This window comes from Brevundimonas sp. R86498 (assembly GCF_044598075.1).
In the GTDB taxonomy this organism is placed as follows: Bacteria; Pseudomonadota; Alphaproteobacteria; order Caulobacterales; family Caulobacteraceae; genus Brevundimonas.
On record NZ_CP139004.1, the window covers coordinates 2168848 to 2183408 of the forward strand.

The 14561-nt window shown below is 68.8% G+C and carries 15 protein-coding genes; 5 read left to right on the forward strand and 10 right to left on the reverse strand.

Translation table 11 applies throughout. The features are described from left to right. Positions 1–75: 75 nt before the first annotated feature. The 4 genes from SJY26_RS10625 to SJY26_RS10640 are packed head-to-tail and all read right to left on the reverse strand — an operon-like array spanning position 76 to position 2960. The gene (locus SJY26_RS10625; protein WP_396593007.1) at positions 76–516 is read right to left on the reverse strand and encodes a hypothetical protein; all 441 of its coding nucleotides are present in this window, start codon (positions 514–516) and stop codon (positions 76–78) included. Further along, positions 504–1313: an indole-3-glycerol phosphate synthase TrpC gene (gene trpC / locus SJY26_RS10630; RefSeq protein ID WP_396593008.1), complete on the reverse strand. Its 810-nt coding sequence runs from the start codon at positions 1311–1313 to the stop codon at positions 504–506. Before trpC ends, SJY26_RS10625 begins: the two co-directional genes overlap by 13 nt. Continuing rightward, positions 1310–2365: an anthranilate phosphoribosyltransferase gene (trpD, locus tag SJY26_RS10635; protein ID WP_396593009.1), complete on the reverse strand. Its 1056-nt coding sequence runs from the start codon at positions 2363–2365 to the stop codon at positions 1310–1312. Before trpD ends, trpC begins: the two co-directional genes overlap by 4 nt. Before the next feature lie 4 nt (positions 2366–2369). Beyond that, positions 2370–2960, reverse strand: a complete 591-nt coding sequence (locus tag SJY26_RS10640; protein ID WP_396593010.1) for an anthranilate synthase component II — start codon at positions 2958–2960, stop codon at positions 2370–2372. 105 nt (positions 2961–3065) lie between these two features. Between SJY26_RS10640 and SJY26_RS10645 the strand changes: the two genes are divergently transcribed. After that, complete coding sequence (locus SJY26_RS10645) at positions 3066–3260, forward strand: peptidoglycan-binding protein (protein WP_396593011.1); 195 nt, start codon at positions 3066–3068, stop codon at positions 3258–3260. Here SJY26_RS10645 and trpE read toward each other — a convergent pair. Together trpE and SJY26_RS10655 are read right to left on the reverse strand one after the other, a co-directional pair. Then, positions 3257–4795 carry an anthranilate synthase component I gene (gene trpE / locus SJY26_RS10650; protein ID WP_396593012.1) on the reverse strand — a complete coding sequence of 513 codons (1539 nt, stop codon included), beginning with the start codon at positions 4793–4795 and terminating at the stop codon, positions 3257–3259. The genes SJY26_RS10645 and trpE overlap by 4 nt on opposite strands. Continuing rightward, the gene (locus SJY26_RS10655; protein ID WP_396593013.1) at positions 4792–6723 is read right to left on the reverse strand and encodes a peptidyl-prolyl cis-trans isomerase; all 1932 of its coding nucleotides are present in this window, start codon (positions 6721–6723) and stop codon (positions 4792–4794) included. Before SJY26_RS10655 ends, trpE begins: the two co-directional genes overlap by 4 nt. Before the next feature lie 128 nt (positions 6724–6851). Between SJY26_RS10655 and tpiA the strand changes: the two genes are divergently transcribed. The 3 genes from tpiA (at position 6852) to SJY26_RS10670 (ending at position 9896) form a co-directional block, all read left to right on the forward strand. After that, entirely contained in the window at positions 6852–7631 is a 780-nt protein-coding gene (tpiA, locus tag SJY26_RS10660) for a triose-phosphate isomerase (RefSeq protein ID WP_396593014.1), read from the forward strand. Positions 7632–7680: 49 nt separating this feature from the next. Further along, positions 7681–8091: a preprotein translocase subunit SecG gene (gene secG / locus SJY26_RS10665; RefSeq protein ID WP_396593015.1), complete on the forward strand. Its 411-nt coding sequence runs from the start codon at positions 7681–7683 to the stop codon at positions 8089–8091. 155 nt (positions 8092–8246) lie between these two features. Then, positions 8247–9896 carry a CTP synthase gene (locus SJY26_RS10670; protein WP_396593016.1) on the forward strand — a complete coding sequence of 550 codons (1650 nt, stop codon included), beginning with the start codon at positions 8247–8249 and terminating at the stop codon, positions 9894–9896. Positions 9897–9903: 7 nt separating this feature from the next. Here the strand turns inward: SJY26_RS10670 and SJY26_RS10675 are convergent, their stop codons facing one another. Continuing rightward, the gene (locus SJY26_RS10675) at positions 9904–10158 is read right to left on the reverse strand and encodes a hypothetical protein (protein WP_396593017.1); all 255 of its coding nucleotides are present in this window, start codon (positions 10156–10158) and stop codon (positions 9904–9906) included. Between the two features lie 359 nt (positions 10159–10517). Between SJY26_RS10675 and SJY26_RS10680 the strand changes: the two genes are divergently transcribed. Continuing rightward, positions 10518–10904, forward strand: a complete 387-nt coding sequence (locus tag SJY26_RS10680; protein WP_396593018.1) for a chemotaxis protein CheW — start codon at positions 10518–10520, stop codon at positions 10902–10904. Positions 10905–11009: 105 nt separating this feature from the next. Here SJY26_RS10680 and SJY26_RS10685 read toward each other — a convergent pair whose 3' ends face one another. From SJY26_RS10685 to SJY26_RS10695, 3 genes are all read right to left on the reverse strand, one after another. After that, complete coding sequence (locus SJY26_RS10685) at positions 11010–11303, reverse strand: hypothetical protein (protein WP_396593019.1); 294 nt, start codon at positions 11301–11303, stop codon at positions 11010–11012. A gap of 53 nt (positions 11304–11356) precedes the next feature. Then, entirely contained in the window at positions 11357–13942 is a 2586-nt protein-coding gene (locus SJY26_RS10690) for a glucokinase (protein WP_396593020.1), read from the reverse strand. A gap of 183 nt (positions 13943–14125) precedes the next feature. Beyond that, complete coding sequence (locus tag SJY26_RS10695) at positions 14126–14509, reverse strand: ion channel (protein WP_396593021.1); 384 nt, start codon at positions 14507–14509, stop codon at positions 14126–14128. Between the last annotated feature and the right edge of the window lie 52 nt (positions 14510–14561).

Genomic DNA, 14561 nt, shown 5'->3' on the forward strand with positions numbered 1-14561 from the left:
TTCAGAACAAGTCGTGAACCGTTGCCGATGTTCTGTAAGTGTTCTTGCCTAATGTCAACTTAACGGGAACGGGGTTCAATCCGGAGCGATCGATGCCCGGATGCGTCCCGCGATCTCGGGGGCGGAGGCGTTGAGGGCGGCGCTGGACACCTCCCGGATGCGGCCGTCGTGGAGCACCAGCATCACGGTGTCCGGTTGCCCGAAGGATCGGCTCACCCGGACGTCTGCGATGGCCCTGAGCGGAACCGCCTGCTTCCAGAGCAGGTTGTGCACGGCCTCCCCAGAGATCCAGAGCGATGCACTGCCCGTCTGCCGCGTTTTGAAAAGCGGCCGGAACCTTGCGCCGATCACAACCAGCACGCCAGCGATGCACAGTGCCCAGAGTCCGAGCTCGACCGCATCAAGGTTGTCGTCCCACAAAGGTCTGAAGAACTGCGGAAGGAGCAGAAGGGGCGCGAGCGGCAGAAGGGTCCAGAACCGGGTCCGGTCGACCTTTGCGAGGATCAGGTCTGACATTCCAGCAGCGCCCGCGTTGCCATTGCGACATCAGGTTGCCGCATCAGGCTCTCGCCGACAAGGATGGCCGAGGCCCCGGCCGCGGCGACGGCGGTGACATCGTCCGGAGTGAAGATGCCGCTCTCGGCGACGAGCAGGGACCCGGGCGGTGACAGGGGGGCCAGCCGCTGCGTCGCCGCCAGATCGACGTCGAAGGTCCGCAGGGAGCGGTTGTTGATGCCGATCAGGTCGCCGCTCAGAGCCACAGCGCGGGCCATCTCGGCCTCGTCATGGGTCTCGATCAGGGCGTCCATGCCGAACCGGCGGGCCTCGGACAGCAGGTCGGCGGCGAGCGCGTCGTCGATCATGGCCATGATGATGAGGATACAGTCGGCCCCCAGCGCGCGGCTCTCGGCCACCTGCCACGGGTCGACCAGGAAGTCCTTGCGCAGACAGGGCAGGGCAACAACCGCCCGGGCGGACTGGAGATAGGAATCGTCGCCCTGGAAGCTGGGGCCGTCGGTCAGGACCGACAGACAGGCGGCCCCGCCGGCCTCATAGGCGCGGGCGAGGGCGGGCGGGTCGAAGTCGGCGCGAATCAGACCCTTGGACGGACTGGCCTTCTTGATCTCGGCGATCAGGGCAGGGCGGCCGGGGGCGGCGCGGCGGCGCAGGGCGGCGGTGAAGCCGCGCGGGGCGTCGGCCGACGCGGCGAGCGCCTCAATGGCGGCCTGCGACCGGGCCGCCTTGCGGACGGCGACCTCCTCGCGCTTGTAGGCGGCGATGCGGGCGAGGACGTCGGTCGTGGCTGGGGTCATGGCTGGTCTTCGCCGGCAGGCAGGGGTGTCGAGGTGATCCGGGCGAGGCCGGCGAGGGCGGCGGCGGCCTTGCCCTCGTCGATGGCGGCGGCGGCCAGGGCCACGCCCGCCTTCAGGTCCGGGGCCCGGTCGGCGACCACGAGGGCGGCGGCCGCGTTCAGCAGGACGATGTCACGATAGGGGCCGGTCTGGCCCGCCAGCAGGGCGGTCAGGGCGGCGGCGTTCACCTCCGCATCACCGCCGCGCAGGGCGTCGAGATCGGCGCGCGGCAGGCCGGCGTCTTCGGGCGTGACGGTGAAGCGGTGGACCGCGCCGTCCTTCCACTCGGCCACGTCGCTGGGGCCGGTGGTGGTCAGTTCGTCGAGGCCCTGACCGTGGACAGTCCAGGCGCGGGTGGCCCCGAGCCGGCCCAGAACCTCGGCGAGGGGCTCCAGCAGGCGGGAGTCATAGACGCCCATGACCTGACGTTTCGCACCCGCCGGGTTGGACAGGGGCCCCAGCAGGTTGAACACGGTGCGAAAGCCGATCTCGGCCCGGACCGGTCCGACGTGGCGCATGGCCCCGTGGTACGAGGGGGCGAACAGGAAGGCGATGCCGGCTTCATCCAGGGCCTGACGCTGCTGGGCCAGACCCGCCGTCAGGTCCACGCCCAGAACCGACAGCACGTCCGACGACCCCGACTTGGAGCTCATGGCGCGGTTGCCGTGTTTGGCGACCTTCAGGCCGGCGCCCGCCAGAACCAGCGCCGCCGCCGTCGAGATGTTGAAGGTGTGGGCCCCGTCCCCGCCGGTGCCGCAGGTGTCGATGACGTCGTAGGGATGGTCCAGCGTCAGGGCGGCGTCGCGCATGGCCCCGGCGAAGGCGGCGATCTCGTCTACCGTCTCGCCCCGGATGCGCAGGGCAGTGACGGCGGCGGCGACCTGGGCGGGGGTGGGCTCCCCGCGCAGGCAGGCGGCAAAGAAGTCACCGGCCTCGGCGGCGCTGAGCGTCTGGCCCTCGACCAGTTTTGCCAGCAGGGGTTTGAACCCGCCCGCTGCGGGAGCCGCGCTCACGGCCTCAGACCATGGCCAGACGCTTGACGCCCGCCAGATCGAGGAAGTTGGCCAGCAGGGCGTGGCCGTGCTCGGTGGCGATCGATTCCGGGTGGAACTGGACGCCGTGGATGGGTCGTTCGTGATGCTGGACGCCCATGATCTCGCCGTCCTCGGTCCAGGCCGTGACGTCCAGACTGTTGGGCAGGGTCTGCCGGGCGACGGCGAGGCTGTGATAGCGGGTGGCCGTGAAGGGGGAGGGCAGGCCGGCGAACAGGCCCTTGTTCTCGTGGGTGATGGGCGAGGTCTTGCCGTGCATCAGGGCCTTGGCGCGCACAACATCGCCACCGAAGGCCTGTCCGATGGCCTGATGGCCGAGGCAGACGCCCAGGATCGGCATGTCGGGAGCGGCCGTGGTGATCAGGGGCAGGCAGATGCCGGCCTGATCCGGCGCGCAGGGGCCGGGCGACAGCAGCACCGCCTCGGGTTTCAGGGCCCAGGCCTCCTCGACCGTCAGGTCGTCGTTGCGCACGACATGCGTCTGCGCGCCCAGCTCCGCGAGGTAGTGGACGAGGTTGTACGTAAAGCTGTCGTAGTTATCGACGACGAGGATCATGCGGCGCTTCTAGAGGGTGGGGGGCCGCCCGCCAAGCGGACCGTTGCGCACACGGATCGTTAACCGGACCGGCCGGAGATGAAGGCTCGATCCGGAGCCGATTCGATGACGACCGCTATCCAGCAGATTGAGGCCGCGCGCGAGGCCCTGACCGTCGCCGAAGACCGTCCCGGCGTGTTGGGGACCCTTGGGGCAGCGGCCTTGGCGGCCACGGCGGCGGTGCTTCTGGCCGGGGTGATGATCCTGGGGCCCGGCGTGGCGATCGAGGATCCCGTGCCGGTGTCCCGCTCTGATCTCTAGATCTCGCCGTCCCGGTTGAGGGGCGAGCCCAGTTCGAAGCGCCAGGCGTCGGCGGCGGCGCGCATGGGGGCGCGGGCCTTGGCCTCGGTCTCGGCATATTCGGCGGCCGGATCGCTGTCGGCCACCACGCCCGCGCCGGCCTGGACGAAGACCTCGCCGCGCGCGAACAGGGCGGTGCGCAGGACGATGCAGATGTCGGCCTCGCCACCGGCCGAGATATAGCCGACGCCGCCGCCGTAGCCGACGCCGCGCTTCTCAGTCTCCAGCTCGTCGATGATCTCCATGGCCCGGACCTTGGGGGCCCCGGACAGGGTTCCGGCGGGCAGGGCGGCCAAGAGGGCGTCGACTGCGTCGATGTCGTGCCGGGCCCGACCCTCGACATTGGACACAATGTGCATGACCTGGCTGTAGCGTTCGATGACGAAGCTCTCGGTCACGCGGACGCTGCCGGGGGCGGCGACGCGGCCGACGTCGTTGCGGCCCAGATCGAGCAGCATCAGATGCTCGGCCCGTTCCTTGGGATCGGCCAGAAGCTCGGCCTCCAGGGCGCGGTCGGCCTCGGGCGTCTCGCCGCGCGGGCGGGTCCCGGCCAGGGGCCTGATGGTGACGCCGCCGTCCTTCAGCCGCACGAGGATCTCGGGGCTGGAGCCGGCCAGCTGGAAATCGTCGAAGTTGAGGAAATACAGATAGGGCGAGGGGTTCTGGCGGCGCAGGGAGCGGTAGACTGCGAACGGATCGCCGGCCCAGGGTGCCCGGAACCTGTGGCTGAGCACGACCTGAAAGATGTCGCCGGCGGCGATATAGTCCTTTCCGGCGGCGACGAGGGCCGAATAGGCCGCGCCGTCGACGGGGGTGCGGAACTGGAGCGGCTCCGGCTCGCTGACGGGCTGGCGCGCCAGCAGGGGGCGACGCAGCCGGGCCTCGAAATCATCCAGTCGCTGGTCGGCAAGGGTCAGGGCCGTCTCCGGGTCGCGGCCGGCCTCGGGCCAGACGGTGGCCATGACCACGATCTCGTGGCGGACCGAATCGAACACGGCGACGATTGAGGGCCGGGTCAGGACGGCGTCGGGCAGGTCCAGCGGGTCGGGATTGGGGGCACCCAGCGGCTCCAGCAGCCGGACCATGTCATAGCCGAAGACGCCGAACAGGCCGGCGGCCATGGGCGGCAAGCCCTCGGGCAGGTCGAAGCGGGTCTCGGCGATCAGGGCGCGCAGGGAAACGAGCGCCCCGCCGGACTGGTCAGCGTAGCGCCCCGCGGCGATGTCCGGGCCCTTGGCCATGGAGGCCTGGCCGTCGCGGCAGCGCCAGACGACGTCGGGATCCAGGGTGATGATCGAATAGCGGCCGTTCAGGGCCCCGCCCTCGACCGATTCCAGCAGGAAGGCATGGGGCCGGCCCCAGCCCACCTTCAGATAGGCCGAGACCGGCGTCTCCAGATCATCGACGATCCGGCGGACGACAACCTGGGGCCGGCCGTCGGCCAGCGCCTGCCGGGCCGTCGCGCGCGCGTCCGTCTCCTCGCCGCCGTGGCTCATGGGGCCGGGGTGGGGGCCGCGGGCGTGGTGCCGGCGGCGGCCGGGGCCGTGACGCCCAGCGCCGCCAGGGCGGCCTCGGGATCGTTCTCGGCCTTTGAGGCCCGTGCGGCGGCGGTCACCAGCTGTTCGCCGGCGGCCTGGACGATGTCCTGGCTCAGACGCGGACGGATCTGGTTGGCGAGGGGCGCGGCCGTGGCGGGCGGTGCAGCCCGGATGGCATCGACCCGCCCGACCACGAACGCGGACTCGGAGGCCGGGCCGGTGAAGACCTGGCCCCGGCCCTGACCGAACAGGCCGGCGAGGACGCCTTGACCCAGCGCCGTCTGCGCCTCGGCGTTCTGCTGCACGCCGGTCCGGGTCGTCAGGGTGGCCCCGGCGGAGGCGGCGACCGCAGCGATGTCCTCACCGCCGCGCACGCGGGCGGCGAGAGCATCCGCCCTCGCGGTCAGGCGACGGCCGTTCTCGCGCAGGGTCCATTGCTGGGCCAGCGGCGCGCGGACCTCGGCGAGAGTCGGCAGGGCAGCGGGGCGAATGTCGTCGAGACGAACCACGAAATACTGGCCCTGACCGGCGTCGATGACCTCGCTCTCGGCACCTTTCGTCAGGGTCCAGGCGTTCTGGATCAGCTGGGGCGGAGCCTGCAGCGGTTGTCCGTCGGGCATGCGGCCATCCTGGGTGAAGGGCGGCAGCTGGACGATCCGGGCCCCGACCTCGGTGACGGCGGCCTGCAGCGTCTTGCCGTCCTGACGGGCCTTCTCATAGGCCTCGACGCGGCCGTAGACGCGGGCCTTGGCGTCCTCTTCCTGAAGCTCGGCGACGATGGCCTCGCGGGTGCCTTCCAGCGTCGCGGGCGCGCCCGGGGTGATGGCGGCCAGACGGGCGACGGTGAAGCCGACGCGGCCCTGAATGGGGGCCGAGATCTCGCCGGCGTCCAGGTCGAAAACGGCGGCAGCAACGGCCGGATCGGGCACGGCGCTGCGCGGCTGGTCGGTGTAGTCGGCGGGCTGGATGCGGTTGGCCTCGGCGACGGCAGCCGGGGACTGGCCGGCGCGCAGCGCGGCGGCGATCCGGTCCGCCCCGGCGCGATCGGGGGCGGTCAGGGTGGTGAAGGTGCGGCGCTCCGGGGTGGACAGGCCGTCCCTGCGGAAGTTGAAACGCTCGACGATGCGGGCCTCGGGGATGGCGGGGGCGGCCGCTCCGGGCGCGTCGGTGAAGACGATGACCGAGGCCATGCGGAACTCGGGCCGACGCAGTTGGGCTGCGTTCTCGTTAAGGAAGGCCGTGAGCTGCGCGTCGGTTGGGGCGGGGGCCGTGCCGGCCATGGCCTGGGTGACGGTGAACCAGCGACCGTCGCGGACCTCGAGCGCCCGGCCGGCGATCAGGGCACCATAGATGCGGGGCGTGCGCAGGCCGGCCTGGATGGCGCTGGCAAAATGCTCGCTGACGGCGGTGTCGCGGAACTCGTCCTCGAGCTGGACCGGGGTGACGTTCTGGGCCGCCAGGGCCTGTTCATACTGGGCCTGGTCGAACTGGCCGGTGATCTGGTTGAAGAAGGCGGGGATCTCGCGGATGCGCTTCAGCACCAGCTCCTCGCTGGGGCGGATCCCGACCTTGTGCGCCCAGGCCAGGAAGCCGAGCCGCTGGGTCTGGCCCTCCAGATAGCGCAGGTGAACGCCGGCATCGACCAGGTCCTGGGTGGTCAGGGGTCGACCCTCCTGCTCCTGGGCGTTGGCGCGGATGCGTTCGAACTCACTGCGGAACTGGGCCGCGTCGACCGAACGGTCGCCGGCCGAGATGACGTGTTTGGGCCCGAGGCCACCGAAGACGTCCGTCTGCGAGCCGCCGACGATGGCGAAGCTGAGAATCAGCAGCACGAACAGGCCGATGGCCCATTTGGACTTCGCGAAGTCACGGAACAGCGTAATCATGGACGGGCCTGACGGACGAGCGGCGAGAAGCGCCAGCGGGCCGTATAGGGGAGGGGGCATGACCCTCGCAAGCTTCGGGCGTCGCACCGGGGTTGGCAGGCTGCGAGCCGGTGCCTAGACAGGCCCCCATGAAACAATGCGTGAAGATGATCGTCGGCAATTGGAAAATGAACGGGCTCGCGTCCGGGCTGTCCGAGGCCCGGGCGGTGAGCGAGGCGCTCACGGCGGAACCGGCCGCGGCAACGGTGGGGCTGTGCCCGCCGACGACCCTGCTCGACCGGATGGCCCGGGCGCTCGATGGCGGCCCCGTGCAGGTTGGCGGACAGGATTGTCACGCCGAGGCCTCGGGGGCCTTCACCGGCTCGGTCTCGGCCGCCATGCTGGCCGACGCAGGCGCGCGGCTGGTGATCCTGGGCCATTCGGAACGCCGGGCCGGGTGCGGGGAAACCGATGCGGACGTAGCGGCCAAGGTGGGCGCGGCGCTGCAGGCCGGGCTGGAGCCGATCGTGTGCGTGGGCGAGACCCTGGCCGAGCATGAGGCCGGCGAGGCCGTGGCGGTCGTCACTCGCCAGATCGAGGGATCCCTGCCCGAAATTCCTGCGGGGAAGGACCTCGCGGTCGCCTATGAGCCGGTCTGGGCGATCGGGAGCGGGCTGACGCCGACGTCAGACCAGATCGCCGAAGTGCATGCCGCGATCCGCGCCGCCCTGTCCCGACGCCTGGGCGAGGCCGCAACGGCCGTGCCGATCCTGTATGGCGGATCGGTCAATCCCGCGAACGCCGCGGACCTTCTGACCATTGACGGGGTCGACGGGGCACTGGTCGGCGGGGCCTCGCTCAAGGCGGAGGATTTCATGGCGATCATCCGCGCGGCCGGGCCTGGCGTTGCCGCTGACGCCCAAGGGTGATAGACGCCGCCGCTTGATCGGCGGCCGACCGCCACACATGTAAGCGACCATGCTCCAGACCATTCTCCTCGTCGTCATGATCCTCATCTCGATCGCCATGATCGGGATCGTGCTGTTGCAGAAGTCCGAGGGCGGTGCCCTGGGCATGGGCGGCGGGCCGTCCGGCTTCATGACCGCCCGCGGGGCGGGCAATCTTCTGACGGTGGCCACCTGGTGGCTGGGCGGGGCTTTCTTTCTATGCGCCATCAGTCTGACGATCGTCGGCAACATCGACCGGTCCAGCCGTTCTGTCGTTGACGCCGCGGCCGTGGGCTCCATCGCGCTCGATACAGCCCCGGAAGGGACCGCTCCGGCCCCGGTTGCTCCGGCGACCCCGGCGGCTCCGGCCGCGCCGTCGCTGGATGATCTGGAAGCCAGCCTGCCGACCGCAGGCGCTCCGGCTCCGGCCCCGGCCCAATAGGGTGCGGGCGGGAGGGCTCTGCAGCCTTTCCCGCCACCCCCGCCTCCACTCCGGACCGGGATCGCCGATCCTGCCCGGAGGCGGAGGCCTGTTTTCAACAGCTGGATCGCATCTCGGTCCGCATCGGTGCCGAATTGGCGCTAAGGTGATCTCCCGTGGCTAGATATGTGTTCATCACGGGCGGTGTTGTGTCCTCCCTCGGCAAGGGACTGGCGTCGGCGGCGCTGGGGGCCCTGTTGCAGGCACGCGGCTACAAGGTCCGGCTGCGCAAGCTCGATCCCTATCTGAACGTCGATCCGGGCACGATGAGCCCGTATCAGCACGGCGAGGTCTTCGTGACCGACGACGGGGCCGAGACCGACCTCGATCTGGGTCACTACGAGCGCTTCACCGGGGTGTCGGCGGCGAAGTCCGACAACATCACCACCGGCCGGATCTATTCGACCATCATCGAGAAGGAGCGGCGCGGCGACTATCTGGGCGCGACCGTCCAGGTGATCCCGCACGTCACGGACCAGATCAAATCCTTCTGCCTGACGCCGGCCCTGACCGATGACGGCGATGAGGTCGACTTCGTGCTGGTCGAAATCGGCGGCACGGTCGGCGACATCGAGGGCCTGCCTTTCTTCGAAGCCATCCGCCAGCTGGGCCAGGACCTGCCGCGCGGCCAGTCCTGCTTCGTCCATCTGACCCTGCTGCCCTTCATCAAGACCGCCGGCGAGATGAAGACCAAGCCGACCCAGCACTCGGTCAAGGAACTGCGCTCGATCGGGATTCAGCCCGACATCCTGCTGTGCCGCTGCGAATTCCCGATCCCGCCCGAGGAGAAGCGCAAGATCGGCCTGTTCTGCAATGTGCGCGAGAGCGGCGTGATCCAGGCAATGGATTCGGCCGATATCTATGCCGTGCCGCTGGACTATCATCAGGAGGGCCTCGACGCCGAGGTCCTGGCCCATTTCGGCATCACTGACGCACCCGCGCCGGACCTGTCGATGTGGCAGGAGATCGCCCGTCGCCGGCTGCAGCCGGACGGCGAGGTCACCGTCGCCGTGGTCGGCAAGTACACGGTCCTGAAGGACGCCTACAAATCCCTGATCGAGGCGCTGCATCACGGCGGGGTCGCCAACAACGTCAAGGTCAACATCGACTGGGTCGAGGCCGACACCTTCGAGGGCGACCGCGAGCTGTGCGAGCAGCGCCTGCAGTCCGCCCACGCCGTGCTGGTGCCAGGGGGTTTCGGCGAGCGCGGGGCCGAGGGCAAGATTGAGGCGGCGCGGTTCGCCCGCGAGCGCAACATTCCCTATTTCGGCATCTGTTTCGGCATGCAGATGGCGGTCATCGAGGCCGCCCGGAACCAGGCCGGCTATCCCCGGGCCTCTTCAACCGAGTTCGGTCCGACCGATGAACCGGTGGTCGGCCTGATGACGGAATGGACCCAGGGCAATCAGCGTGTCCTGCGGACCCAGGGTGGGGATCTGGGCGGCACCATGCGGCTGGGGGCCTATGACTCGACCCTCGCGCCGGGCTCCCGGATCGCGGACATCTATGGCTCGACCGCCATCAGCGAGCGGCACCGTCACCGGTACGAGGTCAACATCAACTACCGTGAGCGGATCGAGGCGACCGGTCTGGTCTTCGCCGGTCTGTCGCCCGACGGGGTGCTGCCCGAGACCGTCGAGCGGCCGGACCATCCGTGGTTCATCGGGGTCCAGTACCATCCCGAACTGAAGAGCCGGCCGTTCAAGCCGCATCCCCTGTTCGCCAGCTTCATCGAAGCCGCCCTGGTGCAAAGCCGGCTGGTCTGACGACCGGTCAGGGGGCCGGCGTTTCCCGGGGGAGGGGCGGATCGGACACGGTCCCGTCGGGACTGGGGTTTCCGCCCGCCTGCAGGGAGGACCCCGGAACGCCGCCGCCCGGGTCGGGGGTGGAGCCCACGCCGGGCTCGGCGGGCGTGGCCCCTGCGGGGGCGGTCGCCGCCGTCTCGGGGACGGTCTCCGGGGCTTCGGGAGACGAACAGGCCGCCAGGCTGACACAGCCGGCGATGAGGATGAAGGCGGGCAGGCGCATGGGTCGCTCCTTGTCTGGCTGTGGTCGAACGATGGTGGCCGAGGGCGGTTCCAGCGCAGATGCTTTCCGGGCGACCCCCGCCATCGATTCCACGCGCCGACGTGGAAACATCGTCCGCCGGGATGCAACCCGCGGAGGAACGTGGGGTGCGGCGCGTCTTCGGATGCCGAATTCCGGGCCCACATCATCGCATCAAGCCCCGATCCAGCCGGGATTAGCGGCATGTTAGGCTTTGCAGCCCACATCATCCAACAGCGTTCTCGGTGCCTGGGAGCGACCATTGATGTTTGGCTGCCCGTTGCGGGTTGGCCAGAAACGGACAACGGGTTCACCGCTGTGAAGTCGAGGGAGAATATTCGATGACGGCCGCCGACGCAGGGACTCTGGCCAAACAGGGCTCCGTTCCGGACAGCCTGGAACTGATCTCGTTCGAGATCGGGGGCCAGGAGCTGTGTATCGACATCCGGATGGTGCGGGAGATCCGCGGGTGGACGCCCGCGACCCATATGCCACAGACGCCGGACTATGTGCTGGGTGTCATCAACCTGCGCGGCACGGTGATGCCGGTCATCGATCTGCGCTGCCGCCTCGGCCTCGGCGTGACCGAGGTGTCGTCACGGCATGTGATCGTGGTGGTCCAGCATGACGACCGTTTGGCCGGGCTGCTGGTCGACGCGGTGCAGGAGACCTTCATGGTGGCCAGTTCGCTGGTCCAGCCGGTGCCGCCGATGGACAGTGAGTTCTGACAATCTGTTCGTCGACGGCCTGATCTCGCTGGAAGGCCGCATGCTGAGCCGACTTGTGGTCGGGGCCCTGATGCCGGTCGACTTCGACATGACCGCCCAGGCCGCCTAGCTGTCGTTTCCAAGAAAGGTGTTCACCCGTTGCCACGGGGTTGAGCCTTTGATGCCGGAGTGGGGTCGGGAGAGGTTGTAGTCGTCGGTCCAGGGCTTGATGGCGGCGGCACGTTCGTCTGACGGGGCATACGCGGCCGCGCCGTTACGAAGAGGTCGGACGTCTCGCCAGGCGGCCTTGTGCGTCCAGGTTCTGAGGACCGCTTCCGCTGCCATCACGACCATGCCGTCCTCTCCGGTCTGCCCGTTCCCGAGCGTGCTTTCTCCCTCGTCCCCGGTGTCGTTCAGCATCATCACGCAGCCTCGACTCACTGGCGATGCCGGCGATGCCCGCATTCGGGCGCTCATCCGTGCCCGGCGACGCGCTCCGGATCAGACGGTTCCAGAGCGAACCGTATGGCCTCCACCAGCAGAGGCACCTGAAGGGGCTTGGCCACACAAGCATCCATGCCAGCCTCCCTGTAGCTTTCGACCTGGCTGGCCATGACATTGGCCGTGAGCGCGACGATCGGCGTCCGGGGCCTTGCGGATCGTGCTTCCTCCTCGCGAATACAGCGGGTCGCGGTCGGGCCGTCCATGTTCGGCATCTGGACGTCCATCAGGATCAGGTCATAGGTTCCGCCACGCCAGGCCTCCAGCGCCAGCTGCCCGTCGTCGACGACGTGCAGATCGACCCCCAGTTGATGCAGCAGGGTCTTGAGCACCAGCTGGTTGACGGCGTTGTCTTCGGCCGCGAGGATTCTCAGCGTCAGCGACGTATGCGCCGTCTGGACGGGAGGTGGGGCGAATGCGGCGGCTTCGGCGTCGCGCAGCCGCAGGAGCGGCAGTCTCGCCTCGAACCGGCTGCCCTCTCCAGCTCGACTGACAGCGACGATGTCGCCGCCCATGAGCAGCGCAAGATCGCGCGTGATCGAGAGGCCAAGGCCGGTTCCGCCATATTTGCGTGTGGTGGAGGTGTCAGCCTGGATGAACTTGTCGAACAGGGTCGCAAGCCGGTCGGCGGGCACGCCGATACCGGTGTCGACGACAGCGATCGTCAGCGTCCCGTCGTCGCGCCGGGCCTCGACCCGGACCTCTCCGCTCTCGGTGAACTTGAGCGCATTGGCGATCAGATTGTAGAGGATCTGCCGCAGGCGCGTGGGATCGCCGCGATAGACGCCCGAGGCGCCCGGATCGATGGTCAGGGCGAAAGACAGGCCCTTCTTGTTGGCCAGGGCCGTGAAGCCGGAGTGGGCACCCTGCAGCAGGCGTTCCAGATCAAACTCGACCTCCTCCAGGTCCAGCTTGCCCGCCTCGATCTTGGACAGGTCGAGAATGTCGTTGAGGATGGCCAGAAGATTCTCGCCAGACTGGCGGATGATGTCGAGCCGGTCCCGCTGCTCGGCGCACAGCGCGCCCATACCCATGGCCTGCACCATGCCGAGGATGCCGTTCAACGGGGTCCGGATCTCGTGGCTCATGGTGGCGAGGAAGGCCGATTTGGCGCGATTGGCCCCGTCGGCCTCGGCGGTGGCCACGCGCAGGTCGGCGGCGAGGCGTTCAAGCTCGCGCGATCGGCGCTCGACGGTGGTCTCGTCATGGGCGGTGATGACCCAGCCGCCGCCGGGCAGGGGGCGCCCCTCGTCACGGATCAGTCGCCCGCCGAATGCCGTCCGTTGAACCGAGAAGGGCCGGCCATGGGTGACGTCTTCTTTCACGCGCGCGGCGGTCCCGGCCGACCAGTCGCCCCCGGCGATCATGGCCTGGAGGCTGTGCTGCCCATCGCTGCCGGCCCGCGTGAACCGCTCCGGAACCGACGCCCCCTCCCAGAACCGGGCATTGCTGGCCTCGATGCGCAGGTCCGGGGTCAGGATCAGCACGCCGCAGTCCAGCGTTTCCAGAACACTCCTGTCGACCTTGAATGCCGCGGGGGCGAGGGCCGCCGGGGTATGTTCGGCCGGACGGTTCAGAGCCTGGATGTCCTCACCCTGTAGCAGGCGGCTGGCCACCCCCGTAAGGACGCAGCCGCGATTGGTGACGGCCCAGGTCGGTAGCGCCGAGACGACGCCGCTCAGCCGGCCCTTGCGCTCGAAGCGTTCCCTGAAGGCCGGCGCCGAAATGAGGTCATGGGCCTCCAGTACCGATTGTCCCACGAGGATGACCCCCCGTGTGGCACCGACCGCCAGGGCCACCTGGCCGGCGAAATCGGCCATGATCAGGAAGAAGCGCTGCAGGGTGGCCACGCACCGGGGGTCGGCGGCGGTTCGGGCATAGAGGACGATCTCGAGCGGTGACAGGGGTGTGGCCCCCCTGTCGGGCCACATGGCCGCGTGAAGCTGGGCCAGGCCCGGCCAGGAGATGAGCCGTTCATAGGAGACGCGGTCGAAACTGTGGCGCATTTCCGCCAGGATCGCCGCCTCGTCACCATCGTCCGGTGCGAAGGCGAGATGGCCGGCCTCGGTGTCGATGACGCGGCAGCCCGATGGACCGATCTCCACCGCCGAGACCCCCAGACCGTGATCGCAGCTGACCACGGCATACCGGCCCGGTTCGAGCCGACCGGGCAGGGGGGTATTGGTGCCGATGGACAGGAAGTCGTCCGTCGACAGCCATTCCAGGGACAGGGCCGAAGCTGCGGCGTCATTGATCACCGTGACCGTCTCAAAGCCGAAGGCGTCGCGGAACTCGGCGGTGGTCAGATGCCATCCCGACTGGGTGATCAGGAAACTGTCGCCGGTGGCCGGCGCGGCCACTGCCAGGCCAAGGGTCGGCGGTGGGGGGCCGTCCAGGGTGGCCAGGTAGCGGGCGACCGCTTCGATCGGGCCGGACAGCGCGCTGACGGAAAACTCGGCATAGCGTGACAGGGTCCGCTCGCCGGCCACCCCGACGTTGAGCAGGGCAAACCGGCAGGCGTCGGGGCCGATGTCGGCCAGTACGGCAGATGTCTGCATTCCGCCCTCCCCGGAGCAGTCTATCGACGCGAGCGACAGGCCTCTGCCGGACCATTGGTCAGACAATTCGGTGTTCTGGTTAAGATTTTCTGTTTATCGCGAGAAGCGGGAGCCCGGATCCAGCTCCACCGCACCGATGAAGCCGGGTTCGACGCCTTCCTCCGCGACCTGGGGCTACAGTCGCTAGTCCGGCATGAGCCTGTTGCTCTTGCTCACGATAAAGGCCGTCGACCATCCGATCAGGAGAAAGCCGATCAGCGCCTCCAGCGCCCCGATCAGACGCCAGTCTGGCGGAAGATAATCATCGGTACGGCCCAGCGTGGCGTAGTTTGAGGCGGAATAGTACAGGGCCTCCTCGACCGTCCCCATGGCGTCGATCAACAGGTAGAAGCCCGCGAAGATCGCGATCTCGAATGTATGCAGGCTGAGGAGCAGCAGTCCCGTCGCGGACAGGAGCGAGATGCTCCTGAAGCTGAAGCTCATCTCCTTGAGACGGTCCTTTCGCAGCTTCAGAACTTTCGAAATCGCGGTCAAACCAAGAGCGTGGACGACCGTCATGACCAGCATCAGTGCGCCAGCCGCCAGAAGCTGCCTGGCCAGAACGACAGTCTGAACACCT